At 57.8% G+C, this 21884-nt stretch carries 17 protein-coding genes, 1 tRNA gene and 9 pseudogenes; 17 read left to right on the forward strand and 10 right to left on the reverse strand.

From position 1 onward, the window contains the following. The first annotated feature begins 88 nt into the window (after positions 1–88). Entirely contained in the window at positions 89–2707 is a 2619-nt protein-coding gene (glgP, locus tag MUBE_RS03985; protein ID WP_116539573.1) for an alpha-glucan family phosphorylase, read from the forward strand. On the opposite strand, the gene MUBE_RS03990 is transcribed toward glgP, so the two are convergent. The 5 genes and pseudogenes from MUBE_RS03990 to pncB all read right to left on the reverse strand — a co-directional run. After that, positions 2694–3224, reverse strand: coding sequence for an adenylate/guanylate cyclase domain-containing protein (locus MUBE_RS03990; RefSeq protein ID WP_116539574.1), 531 nt, complete (start codon positions 3222–3224; stop codon positions 2694–2696). The genes glgP and MUBE_RS03990 overlap by 14 nt on opposite strands. 187 nt (positions 3225–3411) lie before the next feature. Beyond that, the gene (locus MUBE_RS03995; RefSeq protein ID WP_116539575.1) at positions 3412–3909 is read right to left on the reverse strand and encodes a hypothetical protein; all 498 of its coding nucleotides are present in this window, start codon (positions 3907–3909) and stop codon (positions 3412–3414) included. 190 nt (positions 3910–4099) lie between these two features. Then, positions 4100–4249 (reverse strand): hypothetical protein, encoded by a 150-nt coding sequence (locus MUBE_RS15485; protein ID WP_165849688.1) that lies wholly within the window; start codon positions 4247–4249, stop codon positions 4100–4102. Positions 4250–4262: 13 nt separating this feature from the next. Next, the gene (locus tag MUBE_RS15490; RefSeq protein ID WP_165849689.1) at positions 4263–4403 is read right to left on the reverse strand and encodes a hypothetical protein; all 141 of its coding nucleotides are present in this window, start codon (positions 4401–4403) and stop codon (positions 4263–4265) included. Positions 4404–4661: 258 nt separating this feature from the next. Next, positions 4662–5711: pseudogene (pncB, locus tag MUBE_RS04000) on the reverse strand (nicotinate phosphoribosyltransferase); the annotation flags it as partial. 47 nt (positions 5712–5758) lie between these two features. Between pncB and clpS the strand changes: the two are divergent. The 11 genes and pseudogenes from clpS to MUBE_RS04055 all read left to right on the forward strand — a co-directional run bounded on the left by clpS (position 5759) and on the right by MUBE_RS04055 (position 13343). Continuing rightward, entirely contained in the window at positions 5759–6076 is a 318-nt protein-coding gene (clpS, locus tag MUBE_RS04005; RefSeq protein WP_116539589.1) for an ATP-dependent Clp protease adapter ClpS, read from the forward strand. Positions 6077–6111: 35 nt separating this feature from the next. Beyond that, positions 6112–6702, forward strand: a complete 591-nt coding sequence (gene aosR, locus MUBE_RS04010; RefSeq protein ID WP_116539576.1) for an oxidative stress transcriptional regulator AosR — start codon at positions 6112–6114, stop codon at positions 6700–6702. A gap of 17 nt (positions 6703–6719) precedes the next feature. Beyond that, entirely contained in the window at positions 6720–7772 is a 1053-nt protein-coding gene (locus tag MUBE_RS04015; protein ID WP_116539590.1) for a P1 family peptidase, read from the forward strand. A gap of 34 nt (positions 7773–7806) precedes the next feature. After that, positions 7807–8188, forward strand: a pseudogene (locus MUBE_RS04020) (Mov34/MPN/PAD-1 family protein); the annotation flags it as partial. A gap of 44 nt (positions 8189–8232) precedes the next feature. Continuing rightward, positions 8233–8507 (forward strand): annotated as a pseudogene (locus MUBE_RS04025) (MoaD/ThiS family protein). A 31-nt stretch (positions 8508–8538) separates the two neighbouring features. Then, positions 8539–9464 (forward strand): annotated as a pseudogene (locus MUBE_RS04030) (pyridoxal-phosphate dependent enzyme). Between the two features lie 52 nt (positions 9465–9516). Then, positions 9517–10189, forward strand: a pseudogene (locus tag MUBE_RS04035) (rhomboid family intramembrane serine protease). Continuing rightward, positions 10186–11004 (forward strand): glutamate racemase, encoded by an 819-nt coding sequence (murI, locus tag MUBE_RS04040; RefSeq protein ID WP_116539577.1) that lies wholly within the window; start codon positions 10186–10188, stop codon positions 11002–11004. Before MUBE_RS04035 ends, murI begins: the two are co-directional and overlap by 4 nt. 72 nt (positions 11005–11076) lie before the next feature. Next, positions 11077–11859 carry a cyclic nucleotide-degrading phosphodiesterase gene (locus tag MUBE_RS04045; protein WP_116539578.1) on the forward strand — a complete coding sequence of 261 codons (783 nt, stop codon included), beginning with the start codon at positions 11077–11079 and terminating at the stop codon, positions 11857–11859. A 90-nt stretch (positions 11860–11949) separates the two neighbouring features. Then, a complete protein-coding gene (rph, locus tag MUBE_RS04050; RefSeq protein WP_116539579.1) occupies positions 11950–12729 on the forward strand; it encodes a ribonuclease PH in 780 nt (259 codons plus the stop codon). After that, positions 12726–13343: a non-canonical purine NTP pyrophosphatase gene (locus tag MUBE_RS04055; RefSeq protein ID WP_116539580.1), complete on the forward strand. Its 618-nt coding sequence runs from the start codon at positions 12726–12728 to the stop codon at positions 13341–13343. Before rph ends, MUBE_RS04055 begins: the two co-directional genes overlap by 4 nt. A 57-nt stretch (positions 13344–13400) precedes the next feature. On the opposite strand, the gene MUBE_RS04060 is transcribed toward MUBE_RS04055, so the two are convergent. After that, entirely contained in the window at positions 13401–13745 is a 345-nt protein-coding gene (locus MUBE_RS04060; RefSeq protein WP_116539581.1) for a DUF3817 domain-containing protein, read from the reverse strand. Then, the gene (locus MUBE_RS04065; protein ID WP_116539582.1) at positions 13742–14122 is read right to left on the reverse strand and encodes a hypothetical protein; all 381 of its coding nucleotides are present in this window, start codon (positions 14120–14122) and stop codon (positions 13742–13744) included. The genes MUBE_RS04060 and MUBE_RS04065 overlap by 4 nt, the downstream gene beginning before the upstream one ends. A 791-nt stretch (positions 14123–14913) precedes the next feature. On the opposite strand from MUBE_RS04065, the gene MUBE_RS04070 reads away from it, so the two are divergent. From MUBE_RS04070 to MUBE_RS04085, 4 genes and pseudogenes are all read left to right on the forward strand, one after another. Continuing rightward, positions 14914–14996: transfer RNA gene (locus tag MUBE_RS04070), tRNA-Leu, on the forward strand. Positions 14997–15497: 501 nt separating this feature from the next. Further along, positions 15498–16202: pseudogene (locus MUBE_RS17100) on the forward strand (SDR family oxidoreductase). A 61-nt stretch (positions 16203–16263) separates the two neighbouring features. Then, entirely contained in the window at positions 16264–16473 is a 210-nt protein-coding gene (locus MUBE_RS17105; protein WP_243632815.1) for a CoA transferase, read from the forward strand. An 831-nt stretch (positions 16474–17304) separates the two neighbouring features. After that, positions 17305–18464: pseudogene (locus tag MUBE_RS04085) on the forward strand (acyl-CoA dehydrogenase family protein). A 757-nt stretch (positions 18465–19221) separates the two neighbouring features. On the opposite strand, the pseudogene MUBE_RS19870 reads toward MUBE_RS04085, so the two are convergent. After that, positions 19222–19855 (reverse strand): annotated as a pseudogene (locus MUBE_RS19870) (TetR/AcrR family transcriptional regulator C-terminal domain-containing protein); the annotation flags it as partial. 45 nt (positions 19856–19900) lie between these two features. On the opposite strand from MUBE_RS19870, the pseudogene MUBE_RS04100 reads away from it, so the two are divergent. Further along, positions 19901–21055, forward strand: a pseudogene (locus MUBE_RS04100) (cytochrome P450). A gap of 63 nt (positions 21056–21118) precedes the next feature. On the opposite strand, the gene MUBE_RS04105 reads toward MUBE_RS04100, so the two are convergent. Further along, positions 21119–21406 carry a WXG100 family type VII secretion target gene (locus tag MUBE_RS04105; protein ID WP_116539433.1) on the reverse strand — a complete coding sequence of 96 codons (288 nt, stop codon included), beginning with the start codon at positions 21404–21406 and terminating at the stop codon, positions 21119–21121. A gap of 66 nt (positions 21407–21472) precedes the next feature. Then, positions 21473–21772 carry a WXG100 family type VII secretion target gene (locus MUBE_RS04110; protein ID WP_116539434.1) on the reverse strand — a complete coding sequence of 100 codons (300 nt, stop codon included), beginning with the start codon at positions 21770–21772 and terminating at the stop codon, positions 21473–21475. Positions 21773–21884: the final 112 nt, after the last annotated feature.

Here is a 21884-nt window from a genome sequence, read left to right on the forward strand (position 1 = left end):
CCCACCCTAGTGGCTAGTCATACTCCCGCGGACAAACGGTTGCTAAGTAGTCATGCGTACACCGGAATCCTCAGTAAGGTGATGACGTGTGAAAGCCCTTCGCCGCTTTACCGTCCGCGCTCACCTCCCCGACCGCCTCGCAGCCCTAGAACAGCTATCGACCAACCTGCGGTGGTCGTGGGACAAGCCGACGCAAGATCTGTTCGCAGCCATCGACCCAACGCTGTGGGCGCAGTGCGGCAATGATCCGGTGGCGCTACTAGGGGTGGTGAATTCGTCACGGCTCGACGAGTTGGCATTCGACGAAGGGTTTCTGAACCAACTTGATGAGTCAGCTGCCGCCTTGAACAACTATCTAAGCCGTTCGCGATGGTATCGGCACCAGCAGGCAGGTGTTGCGATGCCGACCGCCATTGCGTACTTTTCAATGGAGTTCGGCGTTGCTGAGGTGCTACCCAATTACTCGGGTGGCCTCGGCATCTTGGCCGGCGACCATCTGAAGGCCGCTTCCGATCTAGGGGTGCCGCTTATTGCGGTGGGCCTCTACTATCGCTCCGGGTACTTCCGGCAGTCTTTGACCGTGGATGGCTGGCAACACGAGACCTATCCGTCGCTAGATCCGCAAGGGCTGCCGTTGCGGCTGCTCATTGCTGACAACGGCGATCCTGTGCTGGTGGAGCTGGCCTTGCCTGACTCTGCACAGCTGCGGGCTCGGATTTGGGTTGCGCAGGTGGGCCGTGTTCCGTTGCTCTTGCTGGACTCCGACATCCCGGAAAACGAGCACGATCTGCGGGGTGTCACCGACCGTCTCTACGGAGGCGATCAGGAGCATCGCATCAAGCAAGAAGTTCTGGTCGGTATTGGTGGTGTGCGGGCGATCCGCGCGTTTACCGCCATCGAGGGGTTGCCCGCCCCTGAAGTATTTCACATGAATGAGGGCCACGCCGGATTTCTCGGAGCCGAACGCATTCGCGAATTGGTCACCGATTCGGGACTGGACTTCGACACCGCACTGACAGTCGTGCGATCCAGCACGGTGTTTACCACGCACACCCCGGTTCCTGCCGGTATCGACCGGTTCCCGGTAGAGCTGGTGCGACGCTATTTCGATGGCAATCCTAATGGGTCCGATGGGCCGGGGGCGTCGGCGCTGCTGCCGGGTGTGCCTGTGCAGCGAATTCTCGCACTTGGCGCCGAGGACGATCCGACCAAATTCAACATGGCCCATATGGGTCTGCGGCTGGCGCAACGGGCTAACGGCGTCTCACAGCTGCACGGCCGCGTGAGCCGGGCCATGTTCCGCGAGCTGTGGCGCGGATTCGACCAAGACGAAGTGCCGATTGGGTCGATCACCAACGGCGTTCATGCACATACTTGGGCGGCGCCCCAGTGGTTACAGCTGGGACGCGAACTGACTGGATCGGATTCGTTCAGTGACTCCGGTGTCTGGCTACGATTGCAACAAGTCGATCCCGGCCATCTGTGGTGGATACGCTCGCGACTTCGCTCGCAGCTGATCGATGACATTCGGGTTTGGCTGCGTCGCTCCTGGTTGGAACGCGGCGCGTCGGACGCCGAACTGGGCTGGATCGAAGCGGCCTTTGATCCGAATGTGTTGACCATTGGCTTCGCCCGCCGCGTTCCCACGTATAAGCGCCTCACCCTGATACTGCGTGATCCGGATCGGTTAGAACGGCTGCTGCTCGACGACAACAAGCCGATTCAGCTGATCGTCGCCGGTAAGTCGCACCCCGCTGATAACGGTGGCAAGGCGCTGATCCAGCAGGTGGTGCGGTTCGCTGACCGGCCGCAGGTACGCCACCGTATCGCCTTCCTATCCGATTACGATATGTCGATGGCCCGAAAGTTATATTGGGGCTGTGATGTTTGGCTAAACAATCCGCTGCGACCGTTGGAGGCGTGCGGTACCTCAGGGATGAAGAGCGCTCTGAATGGCGGATTGAATCTGTCCATCCGCGACGGCTGGTGGGACGAGTGGTATGACGGCGAAAACGGTTGGGAGATACCGTCTGCCAGCAACGTGGCGGACGAGGATCGTCGCGACAATCTGGAGGCCAGCGTGCTCTACGATCTCCTAGAACATGCGGTGGTACCGAAGTTCTATGAACGTAACGAACGCGGGGTCCCGCTGCGGTGGATCGAGATGGTGCGGCACACCTTGCAAACACTTGGGCCGAAAGTGTTGGCTTCCCGCATGGTGCGTGACTATGTCGAACACTACTATCTGCCCGCGGCGCAGTCGCTGCGCAGGACGGTCGCGGCGCCTGAGGGCGACGATACGGCGGGCGAGGTGTTCAGCGCGGCCCGTGAGCTGGCTGCCTATCGGCGGCGCGTAGAAGAAGCATGGCCAATGATTGACATCACCGATGTCGACAGCACCGGTTTGCCCGACACCCCAGTGCTTGGGTTGAAGCTGACCTTGACCGCCACCGTGCAGCTGGCCGGGTTAGATCCCGGCGAGGTGACGGTGCAGGCGGTGCTCGGCAGGGTGGACAGCAGTGACATGTTGCTGGATCCGGTCACTGTCGAGATGGCGCACACAGATACTGCCGAGGGCGGCAACGAGATCTTTTCGACGACTACGTTGCTGCCACTGGCGGGAGTGGTCGGATACACGGTGCGCGTGCTGCCGCGCCATCCGATGCTCGCGGCCAGCAACGAGTTCGGTCTGGTCACCCTCGCCTAGCAGGTGGTCTCCACCACACCTTATGGACTTGCTGCGGATCCTGCAGCCGCTTGCGCCGCTCCTCGTGTGCGTCACCGAACTGAAACTCCTGATTTCCGGCGATTAGTTTGCGCAGCACCGACGAAACAAGGATCTTGTCGTTCTTTGCCTTCACCGCGATTCGTGCCGCGAAGATCACATTGTGAACAAAGAAGTCCTCCTGCTCGCGGATCACTTCGCCAGCGTGCAGTCCGATCCAGACATGTGGTAACCGGCTACCGGTACGATCGCGACGCTCAGCGAAGTCGTGCTGGATCACTATCGCACAGCGGACCGCGCTGCTGGCGCTGCCGAAAGCAGCTCTAGATCCATCGCCCTGCGATGTGACCGCAAAGCTGCGGTGCACTGTCAGGTGATGACGGATGACCGCGTTGTGGTTGTGTAGCAGCTTGAGCCACCGCTCGTAACCGAGCTGCTCAGTAAGTACCGTTGAGCCTTCGGTGTCGGAGAACATGATCGTGATCATTCCGTCGGGCACCGCTACCGTGCGCAGGTCGGGCCGGTTCAGTTCGACGGATTGCGCAACGCTATCCAGTCTTGTTCAGTCGTACACCGGCTTCGGTTCTAGAGGCCGCTTGATGCTCCTGGTGCAGTCGCGTGAGTCGTTCGACTCCGACGTGCATGCCAATTACGTCGCACCAGCGCAAGCTTGTGGTCTATCAGATCTATCGTCTTCTGTTGATCCGCGTGGTCAGTTCTGTCGAGCAGCGTGCTGCGCGTACTCGTAGGGTCACATAGATCGAGCCGATCTCGACGTTGTGCGCCAGCGGGAGTTCAAGGTGGCGCACGGTATCCTTGCTGCGGCCGGGTCGCCGCGACGGCGAAGCCCAGGAACGCCTGCTTGGAGCCGAGGCAGCGGCTCCTGTGAGAAATAGTGTGCAGGTGATCCGCATAGGGTGAGCAACAGGCCGTACAGTCGGTTTGCGGCGACGCTGTCGCCGACTGCAAGCGACATAATGGTGCAGCCCATAGACCGACGTCAACCCACTGGTGTGCACGAACGCCGCGAAGCCGTCGGCCGCAAGCGCGGAGAACCTAACACTGTGGCCTCGTCGAGCTGGTCTGTTTCGGTGAGCATCCACACATGCGCCGGCAGCCATGCCTGATTGTAGCGTGGTGGCCTTGCGGCCGACATCGGTGAGCTGAGCTAGGCTGTCATCCACTAACCGGGTCAGAATGACTGCGCAGTAAAAGTGACTCTGGCATCAGGGCCCGCATGGTGCAGAACACCGCCTCCTTCCGTACGTGGCGTGGTTGGTGCAGTTCGTCCGCAAACCGGTCACATATCTGGGTACTCTGCATCAAACGCTTGAAAGTCGCCAAGTTGTGCGCGATGAACGGCAGGTGTTAACCCTAGAACTCCATGTCGCGGTCATCTGCGATGCGGGCGATCCATACCACCTCCTTGCCGGCCGCGACCGCCTTCTCAATCTGGTCGGGGCCTAACGTTGACCACTGGCGGCTGTTCATGGCCAACAACAAGCTCTTCGGGGCGCTGACCATGCGCAGCTATTTCTTATTCCTGCACGCTGATCTGGTTGGCTGCTGCCAGCACCCCTTTACAGCAAAGCTCGAGCGTAAGCCGAGCCGGCACTTGCATGGGCAACGTGCTGTCACACGCCAGCAACGCCTCGAGTGCCTCATTAACTATTGTCACTAGCTGGTCATCGGCACGAACAGTACTCGAGAAGCCGTCCTAAATTGCCGGCTCCGTATCTCAGCGCGGTTTGGGTGTAGTGGTCATTCAGAGTCAGGTCACACATCGCCACCGCCTCGCCGCACGTCTCCCGAGCCGCCATCGGTGTCACCGCGCTGGTTCGCAAACGGGCGCTTCCAAGAGCCACTAGCAGAGCGCACCAACGCCGTGGCACCACCTCCGAGAGCGTGTCGAACAGCCGCAGCGTCTCTTTGCCGGCCCACCGCGGGATTCCTTGTAGCTACTGCGCTTCTGTACCGGCATGCCGTCAACTTCAACCAGTTTGTAGACTATGCTTGCCATTGGTGCGCCCGAGCCGGTGGCCAGCGACGTGCCGACGCCGTAGCTGTCCACAGGCTAGGTACGCAACGCGGCGATAGAGAACTCGTCGAGATCGCCGGACACCACGATGCGGGTTTCGGTAGCGCCTAATTGATCGAGCTGTTTGCGAATCTGGCGACTCAGTACCCTCAGCTTGCCGGAGTCGATATGGACCGGCACCCAGCGTCGGACTGGCGGCGGCTGCCATATTGGCCACACCGGTCGTCACGTCATAGGTGTCCACCAGCAGTGTGGTGCTGACGCCCAGCGCGTTGACCTGGGTACGAACGCAGCGAGTTTCGTTGATTCGGGTGGGGCGTCGTCACGACTGTGTAGCGTTGCAAACGCGTGGGCGGCGGTGCCTCCGGTCGGTACTCCGTAGCGCCGCTGGGCGTCGAGGGTAGATTGTTACGGCGAAGCCGGCAGAGCGCGCCGCTGCGACGACGGCGTGCTCGTGGGTCCGTCGTGATCCCATTTCGATTAGCAGGTGTTCCTTGCCAGCACCAACCATGTGAACAGCCGCAGACACGATCGCAGTGTTGTGGTTGAAAACCAACAATACTAGCGTTTTGATCACCATGTATTCGGCGAAGGTTTCGCGCACCGATAAAAATTTGAGTGACTCTGGAAAGCAGAGCTCAATCCTTGGCGTATCCGTCGATGTCACCGCCGAAACGAAAACCGCGTGTAGGTAGATAGTTCAACGTGCCGGAGTCGAGAAAGTAGGACAGCAACTGGCAGGCGTTGTCGTCGAACCGGAACTGTGGCAAAGCTTCTAAATAATCGGCTGATTCCGGCGACCACTCCGTAACGGCGGCCCTCCGGGAGTCGGTGGGCGAACACTTCGAATATGATCCGGCGGTGAGCGGTGCCCTCGCGCAACGTTGCCGCCAACATGGTCAACTCGTGCCTGTCGGTCAGCAACCCGGCTAAGACCGAGTCGTTCATCCCGCAAAGGTAACGGCTGGCAGCACAAGTTCGGTATCGTGTATGCCATGGTTGTTACATCAGCGCCGACAGAGCCGAAGGTGAGGCCGGGCATAACCTCGCAACGCGAGTCCGCTCTGGTAGACGTCACGGCCTGTCCATGGGTCACGATTGTCTGGGATGACCCCGTCAACCTTATGACGTACGTGACGTATGTGTTCCAGAAATTGTTTGGCTACAGCGAGCCGCATGCCACTAAGTTGATGCTGCAGGTACACAACGAAGGTAAGGCAGTGGTGTCGGCTGGCAGCCGGGAGTCCATGGAGGTCGATGTGTCCAAGCTGCATGCCGCCGGTTTATGTGCGACGTTGCAGCAGGATCGGTGAGATCCGAGGGTATCCTCCAGTATCCGGGCTAGTTCGTGCATAAATGGAAGCGCGTCGAGACCGCCGGCGGTCTCCGTTTTCGGTCTGCCTTGACGCCGCACGAGGCTGCTGTGCTCAAGAACCTCGTCGCCAAGATGCTTGGTTTGCTGAACGAGCGCGAATCTTCCTCGCCGTCAGGAGAACTCGAGGCACTAACCGGTATCAAAGTCGGGAATGAGCAGCGCCCAGGGGATCCGACGCTGTGTCGGTTGCTGCCAGATTTCTACAAGCCAGAGGATAAGGACCGCTTAGACCCCTTGGCTCTCGATGCCGCTGATAACCTGAACGCCGCGTTACGCGGTCTGCACGAACCCGAGATCATCGATGCCAAACGCGTTGCTGCACAGCAGTTGTTGGACACGGTTCCGGAAAGCGGCGGCCGGCTGGAACTGACCGAAGAAAGTGCTAACGCCTGGATTGTTGCGGTCAACGACCTTCGATTGGCGCTGGGAGTCATGCTCGAGATCAGTCCCCAGAGACCCGAGCGTGCGCCAGCCGGCCATACGCTGTCCGCGCATTTTGACGTCTACCAGTGGCTAACGGTGTTGCAGGAATACCTAGTCTTGGCGCTGATGGAGACCCGATGATCTTGACGGCAGCGCCGATGAACTCCATCACCGACGTTGCAGGTATCCAGGTTGGTCATTATCAAAGGCTTGATCCCGACGCGTCCCTCGGTGCAGGCTGGGCCTGCGGTGTGACCGTCGTGTTGACACCGCCCGGGACGGTTGGTGCGGTCGATTGCCGGGGTGGGGCGCCGGGCACCCGGGAGACCGATCTGCTCGACCCGACCAACAGTGTGCGGTTCGTTGACGCGGTGTTGCTTGCCGGCGGCAGCGCCTACGGTCTGGCAGCCGCTGACGGTGTCATGCGCTGGTTGGAGAAACACGATCGCGGCGTGGTGATGCGTGGCGGAGTGGTGCCCATCGTGCCGGGCGCTGTGATTTTCGATTTGTCGGTCGGAGACTTCCACTGCCGGCCGACGGCGGAATTCGGCTACCAAGCGGCTGCGGCGGCCTTCGACGGCCCTATCGCGGTCGGAACGGTTGGCGCCGGGGTCGGGGCGCGAGCTGGTGCGCTCAAGGGAGGTGTTGGCACCGCGTCGATCACGCTGGAGTTGGGAGTGACAGTGGGCGCGGTGGTGGTGGTGAACTCGGCTGGCGACGTTGTTAATCGGACCACCGGCCTGCCCTGGATGACGGATCTAGTCGACGAGTTCGGTCTGCGGCCACCGTCGTCCGAGCAGATCGCTAGGTTTGCGCAGCTAACTTCCCCGTTAAGCGCGTTGAACACGACGATCGGAGTGGTAGCGACCGACGCTGCGCTGTGCCCGGCGGCGTGCCGGAGTGTCGCCATTGCTGCCCACGACGGCCTGGCCCGAACTATTCGGCCGGCACACACTGCGCTGGACGGCGACGCAGTGTTTACGCTCGCCACCGGGGCAGTTGAGGCCGCCGCGACGGCTGATCTACCTGCCGCGATGTCACCGGAGACGGGCCTGATCAATGCGGTCAGCGCGGCTGCGGCCGACTGCTTGGCTCGTGCGGTGTTGGTTGCGGTGCTGGCCGCCGAGTCGGTTGCTGGAATACCGACTTACCGCGGCGTGTTTCCCGGAGCGTTCGGGACTATAAGTGGAGAAGGCAATCGTTGTTGGTGACTAGTGATAACTTGGTGGATGTGATAAGGACTCTCACACATGTCAGGATCACCCTGCCGAAGCGTGCAGGGTGCTGGCCGGTCCATAGGGTTCCGATCACCCTGAGCGTCACATCCCGCTGGTTAACGCCGAGCGGTCGCTGACGTTCTACCAATTCGACGCGTAAGAACAGTTCCACGTGTGACTGTCGATGGACGATGCGGGTGGGGAACACCATTATCTTTTACCGCCCGCATGCCGCGACCGAGGTGTATCCTAACCGTACGCATATCGACCTGGCCGTTGAATTGGACGTACACTATGTGACGGCTTCCATTCGCAACCCAGACGGTTATGAGCTGCGCAATTATCGTATCATCGATGATGTTGTCACCGAAAAACCCATCACTGTCCACTATACATGTAACAAGCACTGAACAGACCCTAAAGAAAATTTCCCAAGAGTCCGAGAAAGGCTCGCATGAGTGGGGCCGTTTCTGCCTCGACTGTTGTGCAGCCCGCTACCGGTGGTCAGAAGCCTGTACCTGCCAGCAGCCACACACTGGGTGCGGTCGTTAGCGATTTAGAGTGCAATTACTCGGGTATCTTCGAGCGCCTGATCGATAATGGCACGCTACACTGTCTTGTAGGCATTTATGTGTCAATGATGTGGACGTGCGGTTTTTCGGAGGTTTAGACACCGGAGTAACTGACGGTGACTCGGTTAGCATCTTGCCCGCCGTGGCGGGTGGGTGAGCGGAGAGCATGACTCTATGACGATTCACCGTTGGCCGCCCCGAGCAACACGCCGCAGGTCAGCCTGCAGAGGCTATCCCCATGATGGGGAGATGACTTGCACGTGCGGCTGTGGACTAAGCCCAAGGAACGCAATCCGACCGTGTCGATCAAGGTACCGGCTCGCGTTACGGATGATCAAGCAGGCCGAGGCCGACAAGGTTGCTGGCGCCGAATGCGACGGTCCGCGAGCCCGTCAGCCGTAACACTGGTATCTCGTTGGCAATGGAAGTTCGGCTCAAGGGTTATCAGCTGATCGGCCTGATGCCCGAGAACACGTCAGTAGAGCGGTGCCAGCTGCTAGAGTTTTATGGTGCGTAGATCGCTTTCTCGCCGGCCGAAGGTGGAGTGAACACTGCGGTAGCTACCGCCAAAGATCTGGTCGCTGCCAATCCGTCGTTGGCGATGCTGTATAGGTTATGACAGCCTAGCTAACACTGAAGCGTACTGCCATGGCACCGGGCCCCGAGTTGCTTGCCAGCCTGCCCAATATTACGCACTTCGTAGCTGGTTTTCGGCACACGGGCATACTGGTGGGCACTGGCCGATTTCTGTGTCAGCGTGCTCCCGACGTTAAAATCGTGGCCGCCGAACTCCGCTATGGCTAAGGGGAGCATGCGCTGTGCAACATCAATGAAGGATTTGTGCCCGAGCTGTATGACTCGGACGTGCTGACCATCCTATACCGCCGACGCTGTGCGTTGTATCCGAGAGCGTGCGGCTTCCGAGGGCATCTTTGCTGGCATCTCAGTCTGTGCGTTGCTGTATGCAGCCCTCATGATGGGATAGCGGCCGGTGAGCGAGCTGACATTGCGTTGGTGGTCGCCGACGTCGGCTGAAAAGTATCTGTTTGCCGGCGCCTACACCGGTAGCCTGGATGATGTCGAGAACGCTTTGGAGGGGCAGTTATGGGGATGACCCGCGCCGGCGACGATGCAGAGTGAAGTGATGATGAGGAGGAGTGGCTCTCATGACCCAGCCGGCCAAAGGCCCCAAGCCGATGGTAGAAACTAAAAAGCGATCCCAGTGGGTGGTGAGCGGGGTCACGATCCTCACCTTCGTGGCGTTAGGCTATCTCGTCGAGGTGATTGATCAACTGACCTGGCATTCCTTGGACACCAATAGGGCCAGGCCGCTGAAAACTGACGGCCTATGGGAGCCTCTTCGTCTCCATACTGTACGCCAATTGGCAATACCTGATAGCCAGTACGATTCCGCTGCTAACACTTGGGTTTCTGATGATACTGGCTGGATCGCCCCGATTCGTTTGGGCCACCGCGATGGTATGGGTCCTCGGCGGCTTCGGCACCTGGCTTGTCGGCAATGTGGGCAGCAGCTGTGGCACGATCGAGCACATCGGGACCTCCGGTCTGATCTTCGGCTGGTTGGTTTTCTTTCTGACGTTCGGGCTGTTTGTTCGCAGAGTGGCAGACATCATCATGGGGCGCGTGGTCTTATTCACCACCAGTGGTGTGCTGTTGGTTGCTATGCTGGTTCTCGGTAGATGCGGTGGCGTGTCGTGGCAAGTCTATTTGTGTGGCCTGATCGTAGGTGTTGTGATCACGTATCTGTTATCTGCGCCGAAACGTAAGAACCACGTACTCAAAAAAGTCGGCACCAGTTCTCCGTGCTTGAAGATATGAGCTCGCCGCTGTTGTCCATCGGGATCTTCGACTCCGGTGTTGGCGGATTGACGGTCGCGCGGGCGATCATCGACCAGCTTCCCGACGAGGACATTGTGTATGTGGGCGACACCGGCCACGGCCCGTACGGACCGCTATCTATCCCCGAGATTCGTGCGCACGCGCTTGCCATCGGTGACGACCTGGTCGGCCATGGTGTTAAGATCTTGGTGATTGCATGCAACACTGCGTCTGCGGCATGCCTGCGCGATGCTCGTGAGCGCTACGATGTGCCTGTCGTCGAGGTCATTTTGCCGGCAGTGCGCCGGGCGGTTGCCGCCACCCGTAACGGCCGCATTGGGGTCATCGGTACCCGAGCCACTATCACCTCGCACGCGTACCAAGATGCGTTCGCCGCTGCCCGCGACACTGAGATCACCGCGGTGGCGTGCCCACGTTTTGTCGACTTCGTCGAACGCGGCGTGACCAGCGGTCGTCAGGTGCTTGGACTGGCTGAGGGCTATCTGGAGCCGCTACAGCGCGCCGGAGTTGACACTCTAGTGCTGGGTTGCACGCACTACCCACTGCTGTCGGGACTGATTCAACTGGCGATGGGCGAAGACGTCACGCTGGTCTCTAGCGCCGAGGAGACCGCCAAGGAAGTGCTGCGGGTGCTCACCGAAAGGGATCTGCTTCGTCCGCATGATGCACCGCCCGCCACCCGAATCTTCGAAGCCACCGGTGACCCCGAGGCTTTCATTCGGTTGGCTGCGCGATTTCTCGGTACCGCAGTGAGTGGCATTCAACCGGTGCAGCCTCATTCTCGTGTCCACTAGGTCGGTGCAAGAGATTCTGATCACCTTAATGGGCAATGTTTTCCGCATCCTGGCATCGAGCATGGCACAGTAGTGACCGTGCGAATAACCGTGCTCGGCTGCTCCGGCAGTGTTGTGGGTCCGGACTCGCCCGCGTCGGGTTATCTGCTCCGAGCACCGGACACCCCGCCACTGGTTCTTGACTTCGGCGGGGGAGTGCTTGGTGCACTGCAACGGCACGCGGATCCCGGCTCGGTGCATGTGCTGTTGTCGCACCTACACGCCGACCATTGCTTGGACATGCCCGGACTGTTCGTGTGGCGTCGCTATCACCCGTCGCGCCCCGTCGGCAAGGCATTGCTGTACGGCCCAAGCGATACCTGGTCGCGGTTGGGTGCTGCGTCGTCACCGTACGGTGGCGAGATCGACGATTGCTCTGACATCTTCGATATGCACCACTGGGTTGACGGCGAACCGGTGACTCTGGGAGCGCTGACGATAATGCCGAGGTTGGTAGCGCACCTGATGGAGTCTTACGGCTTGCGCATTACCGATCCCAGCGGTGCATCATTGGTCTATAGCGGTGACACTGGTCGCTGTGATCAGCTCGTCGAACTGGCTCGAGGTGCGGATGTCTTCCTCTGCGAAGCATCTTGGACGCATGCGTCGAACAGGCCACCGAATCTGCATCTGTCGGGCACCGAGGCCGGCAAGGTCGCGGCACAGGCAGGTGTCCGCGAGCTGCTGCTGACGCATATCCCGCCGTGGACTTCACGTGAGGGCGTGATCAGCGAGGCCAAAGCGGAGTTCGATGGCCCGGTTCATGCGGTGGTGTCCGGTGAGACATTCGATATTCAAGCTCCCGAACGACTCTGAGCCGTCCTAAGATCTCGTCCCAGGTTGGTTGCCTGCTTTTCTATACCCACGCCGTGCCGGCGCGCATCGCCGACGGGCTAGGGTTGCTGCGTGTCCAAACGAGAAGACGGTCGCCTTGACGACGAGCTTCGTGCGGTGGTTATCACCCGCGGGTTTACCGAACACCCGGCGGGTTCGGTGCTTATTGAATTCGGCAAAACCAAGGTCATGTGTACCGCCAGTGTCGTCGAGGGAGTGCCGCGCTGGCGGAAAGGATCCGGAAAAGGGTGGCTCACCGCGGAGTATGCGATGCTGCCGTCAGCCACCCATACTCGTTCAGAACGCGAATCGGTGAAAGGTCGGCTAAGCGGGCGTACCCAGGAAATCAGTCGGTTGATTGGACGGTCATTGCGGGCGTGTATCGACCTGGCGGCGCTTGGAGAGAACACCATCGCCGTCGACTGCGATGTGTTACAGGCCGACGGTGGCACTCGCACAGCGGCCGTCACCGGCGCTTACGTGGCGTTGGCCGACGCGGTGACTTACCTGTCGGTGGCGGGTAGGCTATTAGATCCCAGGCCGTTATCGTGTGCTATCGCCGCGGTCAGCGTCGGCGTGGTCGACGGTAGGATTCGGGTGGACCTGCCCTACGGGGAAGACTCGCGGGCAGAGGTTGATATGAACATCATTGCGACTGACACCGGGACGTTGGTGGAGATTCAGGGGACCGGTGAGGGTGCTACGTTCCCGCGTTCGACGCTGGACAAGCTGCTCGACATGGCATTGGGTGCTTGCGACAAGTTGTTTACCGCACAGCGCGATGCGTTGGTGTTGCCGTACCCGGGTGTGCTGCCCGATGGACCGCCACCACCGAAGGCGTTCGGAAGTTGACCCGGCTGTTGCTTGCCAGCCGCAACCGGAAAAAGCTGGCAGAATTGCGCCGCGTGCTCGACGGTGGCGGGTTGTCGGGGTTGACGCTTGTATCGATGAACGACGTGGAATCTTTCGATGAGGCATCCGAAGTTGGCGCAACTTTAGAGGACAACGCTCTGGCCAAGGCGCGCGATGCATTCGCAGCGACAGGTCTGGCGAGTGTGGCTGACGATTCCGGTTTAGAGGTGGCCGTACTGGGCGGCATGCCGGGGGTGCTGTCGGCGCGTTGGTCGGGTAGCCACGGCGACGATGCCGGAAACACCAGGCTACTGCTGGCGCAGTTGCGTGATGTGCCTGACGAGCGGCGCGGCGCGGCATTCGTGTCGGTCTGCGCGCTGGTGTCGGAGTCCGACGAAGTCGTCGTTCGAGGTGTGTGGCCGGGCACGATCGCTAGGGAGCCGCGTGGTGACGGTGGGTTCGGCTATGACCCGGTCTTCATTCCTGATGGTCCTGAGCTGGAAGGCCGCACCGCGGCTCAATTAAGTCCGGTGGAGAAGGACGCGGTCTCGCATCGCGGTCGTGCGTTGGCGCTGCTGGTGCCTGCGCTGCGGGCGCTTGTCGCGCAAACGTGACGCTGTTCGTATGTTCGCACAGCCCGAGTGTGCAGCCGGCTTCACGTTTGACTGTGCCTAAAGCGCGAAGCGCGTCTTGATGTCCTTGGTTTGGAAATGCTCGACGATTATGCCTAGCAACGGGATGGTGCCGGCCAGCAGTACACCGATCGTTTTGCCGATCGGCCATATGACCTTGACTGCGAGATTGAACGCCGTTAACACATAGACAAAATACACCCAGCCGTGTACTACTTCGATCCACCGGATTTCGTGGTGGAAGGCGAGGTGTGAGACGATCTCGTAGCACAGTGCGATGAGCCAGGTACCCGTTGTCCAAGCCATAATTCGGTAACCGAGTAGGGCGGTGCGGATCTTCTTAACAGGAAAAACGGGCGTTTGGGGTGCCTCGGGCGTGGTCATGCGGTGGTCCTATTCTGCTTTTTGGTGTCTTGCTTCGCTAGTTCGGCTAGGTAGGCATTGTATTCTCGTAGAGCGGGATCGTAGGGTGGCTGCTGTGCAGGCTCGGGGCGAGCGGGCAGCAGTTCAGGTGGAATTTCGGTTACATAGTTTGCGTTTCGTGGCTGCGGGGGTGACTCTTCATAGCGCACGAAGTTGTGGTACGCGTAGAGGAAAAACCCGGCGAACAGAGGCCACTGTAACGCATAGCCGAGATTCTGGAAGGTACCCGAGGCTGACTGAAACCTGGTCCATTGCCACCAGCCCAAGGCCAGACAGCCACAGGCAGTAATGATGACTAAAGCTATCAGTGCGGGCCTGCGACGACGTATGGCGGACACTCCTTGACGGTACCGCTCATGGTTTGGGGTCGACGAATTCATCAAGGAGCGTCACCGCGGCCTTGCGGTAGAGTGGCGACGCCGTACTTGTATGGTCGCGTCCACGGGACTCCAAAGGTTGTTGAGCGCCGCGCAGAACAGTTCATGGGTACTGTCTCGGATCGGTTTGAAAACGTAGTATTGCATGCTTTGGACGCCATGGTCATGGCGACCACATAGCACCCGTCGTTATCGATCAAGCCGAAAATATTCTCTCGTTGCTTGTGTGACGAGCCGCTCCTGTCAAGGTTCCAACCGAATCGACCTTGAGTGTTGCTTACCAGGACCACGCTGAGGCAGCAGACATGGCTAATACTTTGAGTATAATGAGGCAACTGCTATAGATTAATCAATTAGACTACCTGCAAGGTGTGCGCTGATTGGCCATCAACGACATGTCGATGGCGGTGCGAGTGATCATCAGACGCCACAGGCGGCGGCATCGTGAGATGGAGGCCGAGAATATGTACAGTATGTCGCGGTCGGAAGTGCGAAAAAGTCATGACCGACTCCGCAGCTCGGTCCGTTCGCTAACCTCGGGTCGAATCTGTGGTCGGCGTCGTCAGTCCCGTATCCATCGGTCGCGGCACATTGAGCTGATACGCAATCGCACATTGTTTACATCAGTTGCGAAGAGGTGCCTAGCCGCCTCTAACTCCTCTGCAGACCGCACGTTGCTCCCTTTGGTCGGTCACTGAGAGCCATGCTATGCCGCACCACCGACAAAGCAAGCGATAGGATCGCGAGGTTCCGCGGGCGTGGCGAAACGGTATACGCGCCGGCTTTAGGTGCCGGTGCTCGAAAGAGCATGTGGGTTCGACTCCCTCCGCCCGCACTTCTCAGCTAAACAGATCGCGGTGTTGTTCGACGTAGCGCTGTACCGTCTGTGCGATGTGGTGGGTGGATGCCTTCAACATCGCGGGTTGAGCGGTTGTAGTGGTTTTTGCGGTCCAGCCTGACCATGGTAGCGATGTGTTGTTGAATATGCGGGGCCCAGGCCCACCTCCTCGAATACCTCGAGCCAATTGTTATAAGGTGGCCGAACCGCGGTGACGGGCCGCCTCAGGGCTTGTGCGTATTGCTCGGCGAGTTCGTTGGGGTCCAGTGTCGGCCCGAGCCATTTAGTTCATAAACCGCACTCAGATGATTTTGGAGTGCGCACAGCGCCTTAGTGACGACATGGGCGAAGTCTTTGGATGCTACAGGCGAAATGCGGACGTTGCCGAACGGTAGGGATCCGGTCAGTATCCCTAATTTCTTTCATAGAATGCCCTATATGAAATAAGGTATTTGATTGATGAGCGCCTGAAGCTAGGGCACTAGTGGCTAGGGGTGTATGATCCAGGTGGCATTATTGAGCGGTCCGATCGCGGTGCTCATAGGCGGTGCACAAGGTTCTGGGTCTGGGCATTGCCGAGCAGTTCATCGCAGAGGGTGCGAATGGTGCTCGGCGACGTGAGCCTTGAGGTGACTGGAGTTGCGGCGGAGCAATTGGGTGGCACAAGATATGACCCTTGGCAATGCAATGTGATGTGATGTGGCCTGTGCCGCTGCCTCGTTTGAACGGCTTTCGAACAATTCGATGGGCTGAACATCATGGTCAAACAACGCCGAGATTACCCGTGATGTGACGATGTGCAAGATGACCAAAGAACTATTGTGACGAGTTCATTGTGGTGTACCTGAAGGAGACGTGAAACAGTACTAGGACGTCGGCGACAATCATTCAGGCTAACAGACATGGCGCGATTGTGAACATGCTTTCGGCGTCGAGGCAAGATTAGTATGGTCGGTCAGACCAACTATTCGGTGGCCAAGGCCGAGATTGTGAGGCTGACCAAGGCCGACGCTAAAGAGCTTGCCTAACTAGGTATTCGGATAAACATGATCGCTCCTGGGTTGATTCGTTCAGCCATGACCGAAGCAATACCGCGACGCATTTGGGACGTAAAGGTAGTGGAAGGTCCCGATGAGGCGAGTCAGGGGACTTAGCCAAGTGGCTAGCTTCGCATTGTTTTTCGCTTCAGATCTGTCATCGTAGGTGGTCGGAACCGTTATAGAAGTCACTAGCGGTCGATACATCTGCAGCCAGTAGAGCGACCATGCCCCAAGCTGTTATTTGCGAGCAGGTCTGTAATGGCTCTGAGTTGCCGCTGACCGGTGTCAGTGTTGTTGAGATGTCCAGTTTTGTCGCCGTACCGTTGTGTAGTATAACGCTAAGTCAGCTTGGCGCGCAGGTGATCCGCATTGATCTGGTCAGCGTTGCCTTAGCAAGTACAATGCTGGCGGCTGATGGCACATCGATCTGTTGAACCGTTCTGAACAAGGGAAAGTTTTCGACCATTGTCTATTTGCACTGGGCCGAAGGATAACAGCTCGTCCAACTGCTGATCTTCGATGGCGACAGCGTCGTCATCATTAACGTAGCTGGCTTGGCTGGGCCAAGTTATGATCATTTGGTTGTCAAGATTGCCGAATGTTATTCATGTTCAGCTGCTTGGGTATGACGACAGTTTCACCGGCGTGGATTACGTTGTGAATACGAGTGTCGGATTCGCACTCGTCACCTGGTCCGGCCAATCATGGAGCGCTGATCAACCATGTGTTGTCGACCTGGGATGTGTGTTGTGGCCTCATATGTCGTGCTGGCCATGACGGGAAACCTCGGGTTATTGACTGAGTCGCAGGTAAATGGGATGCAATGCCAGTGTCTGGGTAATGCTATCTGCGGCCAGTACAGGCCAGGATTTCTCCACTCTTGATGAGGCTGCGTTCATGGTTGTGGTGTTGACGGTAAGGCACTTTCGCTACTGGATTGAGGTGACAGGCATCGGGACAGCGGTAACTGCGCTCACCGCGGCGCTCGGTATTGGCTTTGGCGACGAAGGTGTCCGGTATCAGTATCGTGACATGTTCTCCGGGTTGTTTGCTTGCTGGTTAGCTCATTACACGACCGACGAGACCACAAATCACCGTTTTTTGAGCGATACCGCACGTTCGAATAGGTTGCCGATGACGAACAGGCAACTGGCAATCCATTGTTCTTGCTCGGTTTCGGATGGTATTTCACCTTCGGTATGTCGGCATTGCTCGACGGCACTCATATCGTCAGCGCACCCGCTCCCATACTGGGATAAGACACCGTGGACGTCCTAATCCAGTGTTTGGGCTTGACCATCGCCTATCAGAACTATATCACTGCTACAGTTAAGACAATTCGTCGACAAAGAAGTCATTTCCAACATGCTACAACTGGAACGCAGTGATACCTATGCACAGGGCATTGTAGACCGGATGCGGGATATTGGGTCTGTTCGGATTGATGATTCCGCAGACTTATGGTGGCTAGCGGCCTGGAGGAGTCACTATTGACCTATGCATTGTGAGTCGAGGACGCTAGCGCGGCTGGACAAGTGTATCCTGAGTGGTCAATACCCATTTCGCCGTAGTGGCATATCTGTTGCGCCAGTATGACACCGAGACGCAGTAGCATTGTTCCCTGCCGCGCATGGCTGCCAGTGAGTACCGTGGCGTGTTTTCGACGTCAGAACCGAAACCGGGTTCTGGTGTGGCGGCGATCTGAACCCGGGTGGCGCGTAGCCCGGGTGGCGCTTACACCATCAACGGCCATAAGACGTGGCTGACTAACGGCGCTAATGCCACGCTAGTTTCTGTATGGTACGCATCGACGAATGCACTGAGAAGTAGCATCGCAGCCTCGTCGTGTTTCTGGTAAAAAAGCTAGCTGATTTCGATGAAGTAGTTTCAGAGACAACAGGATCCGGCGAAATCGACAAGCTGGGAAAGGCATCGAAACCAGCAGACTCATCTTCGATGGCTATCTGACAAGGGTAGACGACATCCTTGGCGGTGTCCCAGGGACGAGTCTTGGTCTAGATGATGGGTGGTATCGAAGTCGGCCGCGTCAACGTGTCGGCAAGAGCTTGTGGTGTGCTATGCTCAACAACGCTGCATATTCGGTAAGACGATTGCAGAGCACCAAGCCATCGCGTTCCAATCCGTCGAAATGACGACCAAAGCTCAAGTCGTGTATTTTATGCTGGTCAACACGGCATGGCTGAAGGATTCAGGCGAATGCAACGACCTTGCTGCGGATATGGCTAAATACCTTGCCAGCGAATTCTGTTCCGAGATCACCCAGCAGGGTTTCCGGATGCACGGCGGCGATTGCAAGGATGATGCAATCGAGCAGCTGATATGCCATGCGCCGTTCTTGTTCATCGGTGAAGGAACCAGCGAAGTCCAGGAGTCTACCACCGGTAAACGGCTGCTTAACGAGTAGCAGCTTCTACCGGCTAGTATTCCATAATTTCATTGCGCAACAACAACTTCCCGAGGACATTGCACGCGTTGTCTGCAACAGGATCTTGGATGCCATCTATGAAGCAGGACGGTATGCTCGTCTAGAACAATTGGCAGCAGATTTGGGGAGCAGCGTCACACCGTTTTGTGAAATACTGTTCGTCCTCAGCGTACAAGATCTGCTGGTCCAGTAGCACTGCGGCTTTATGATCCTATCGGTGACTTAGCAAGATCTCACCGACGTCGCGAACGTGCAGAGATCCGTCGGTTGCCAGCTTGCTGCGTGGTCCGCGGCTAACAACACTATCGACCAAATGCTGGAACTCAAACATATCTAAGCCCAGCGGGAAGACGCTTGTGCCAGAAGCGACGACGAGCGAACGGTTCGCCTCAACTATGAGTTGTATAGGGCCATTTGTGTTGTAGCGGAATCGCTAAAGTTCGTCCAGCTGATGTCACAGATGACCCACTACACACCTGGGTGGATGTTCCTCGCGACCGGGGGCTAGTCCGATCAGTCGCTATAGGACCATCTGCGGGGTACTATCTGCTCTCAAGAAACACGACGATGAACTCGACTGGGCTGCGATATCGGAACACTTTGCTGACGCAGCTATTCCGTTGATCGATCACTTGGTCGTGCGTGTCGCGGTTGCTGAAGCGAGTTGTCCGCGATCTCGACAGTGTCAGCACAATACGGCGGGCTGAAGGTTCTTATGCGCATCAACTAGCCCCGGTCACCTTAGTTCACCGGCGTTGACCGGTTGACTTGGCTGCATGTGTGCTTCGTCGATCACCCGGCTAACGTCGTCGAGAATGCGGTTGAGGCCGTATTCGAAATTGTTTTCATCAAGGTTCTCAATGCGATCTCCCTTTCTGATCACTCAATTGATCAGCGGAGAGTAGTTGTGGGATTGACGGCCACGACGTCCTCGATGGCATGTGAACCGCTATCTATCGGCTGGTTCTTTCGCACAGTTGGGACAGAACTACTGATCCGCGGACGTGGACCGAAGACGAGGAATAGGCTTCAAAGGCGTCTTCAGATGACAAGTCGGCCTGAATCAGATTGGCGATCACCCGTTCCATCTTTTGCGCACTCAATAGTGCCGCTTTGGGAGTAAGAGCGGCTTGAATCAAAATCAGATCGCACAGTATTTGGTTGCCCACGAACGTTTTACGCATCAGACGTGCATGGCTTCGCAACGTCTCGCGCCCGTTGCTGGTTTCCGCATAGGGGGTGGTAAACACATACTTGGTTCAAGTGCGGTCGATCATCGTGTTTAGCAGAGTATTCTTCTTGTAGAAATATCAGTAGATCTTCGTGATGCCGATGCCAAGATATTTTCCGAGTAGCGGCAAGCTCAGGCTGAACTGGCAGTGACCACCAGCGCTTCCTGAGTAGGTGTAACGGTAATTGGTGAGGCTGCCAAGTTACTGGCAGATCCGTTGACGTAACAACGAAGACTAGCGATTGTACGCGGCGTTAGTTCATTTGTGCGCTCGTGCTTTAGTATCCCTGGGTCGATATGCCAAACTACCGCCCGTTCTAGGTGATTACCAAGAATGCCGAGATTATGGACATCGAATGTGATAGCCCTGCTATTCACCAACTGGCCACGTCCGGTCTTGCTGACCGACGTGGCCGACTAGCTGTAGGCTGCCATGAGTGTACGCAGACTGATTCACCTGGACATCCGCGGCACTGGGTGGTACGGCGATTGGTACGGAATGGCTTCGCCCGAAGGCAATGTGGGCACTAAAAGTGCGCATCAACGAACTAGCCAAGAGTTATGTCAATAAGATGATGGCCGCCCGGACCGGAGTGCGATTTCCCACGCATGGTCAAGCTGACCCAGGAGTGGTTCGGTAACGATGAGAGTCAGTTCAGGCGTGGCTACACGAACGAGGGTAGGCTGCCGGCATTGCAAGGCACGTTCGGTTACTTCAATGGTGTGAACGCTTCGCACCGCAAGCATCCAATCGAGGATTTCGCGTCGACAATCGCCAACGATCCGTATCGACGGTGCACTGCTGTCAGATATTGACATCGTGTCCTACTCTCGCATCGAGACTACCGCAGGGCACGACACCACTAGTAGCGAAACCATCTCCGGAGTCCTGCACGCACTTATCGAGAATGCGGACCAACTTGCGCGTCTGTGCGAAAATCTCGGCTTGATGCCAATAGCCACCGAGGAGATAACTCGTTGGGTTATTCCGGTCAAGCAGTTCATGCGCATTGCTGCAGAAGACACCGCTGTGCATGGAATATCCATCGCAGCAGGAGAATCGGTACTGTTACCTGATGTATCGGCCAACCACGGTGAGGATGTGTTCTGCTCCGACATCGAGTGTGGAGTCCAACAAGGATCTGGTCTTCGGCCACGCTGTGCATTTATGTTTGGGCGCGATCCTGGCTCGTATGGAGGTCAATAGCTTCCTCACCGAGTGAATGTCCAGGCTGAAATTCATTGAGCTGGAGGGTGATCCGGAACCTATTGCCATGAAATTCGTCGCGGCACCCTCGACTACCTGCCGGTTTGCTACTCAATTGCTTTAAGCGGGTAGTGAGGATGCCGATGGGCTGCCCGGTGTCGACTTTGGTAGGAGCGGCGCTGAGGTGACTCTAGGTTAGGCCCAACTGGAACCGACAGAGCGGTCCGTGTCAGCCATGTTGTTACCGGCAGCTTGCACCTTTCGGCCGTGAGCGTTGGCCTGCTCATAAATCATCTGAAAGTTGCGACCCAAATCACTGACGAACTGCTCACATGCCACCGAACCCTGTCCACCCCAAAAGTCAGCGGCATCACGCACACTCGCCAAGATGGCCTGGTGCGTGGCCTCCAACGATGCCGCTTGTACGCGGATCGTTGCACCATGCGCATCAATATCCCCGAACTGGTAGTTAATACTGGGCATAAACTATCGTCCTCCTGAATTAGTAAAGTAAATGAGAAAGTAGTGGGACAGCAGCGGTTTTCGGAGCTAGCTACCCTGCAGGATCTGCTGAGAAGTCTGCTCTTGCTGCTCATAGCGGGTGGCAGCAGCACCCAACCCATCACGAACCTCGTGCAGCATGGTCACGATGTTGCGAAACGCCTGATTCATCTGCCCCATGACGTCAAAGGACGTCGCCTGAGCCGCCCCACTCCAGCCCGCACCCGCGATGTTCAGCGTCGACGCCCACATCTTGTGAGACTCGTCCTCCACGGTCTGAGCATGCACTTCAAAACGGCGCGCCATATCCCGCATCGACTGCGGATCGGTCATAAAACGTGCTGTCATTATTTGCTGTCTCCTTCGATTGGTTTCGTTGCCTTGCAAGTGAAACAACCCGAGCCGCAGCGGTTACCCGCCCGCCAGGTTGCGTGGCATCGTAAACGGACGCGGTGGCAGA

It is taken from the genome of Mycobacterium uberis, from assembly GCF_003408705.1.
Lineage (GTDB): Bacteria > Actinomycetota > Actinomycetes > Mycobacteriales > Mycobacteriaceae > Mycobacterium > Mycobacterium uberis.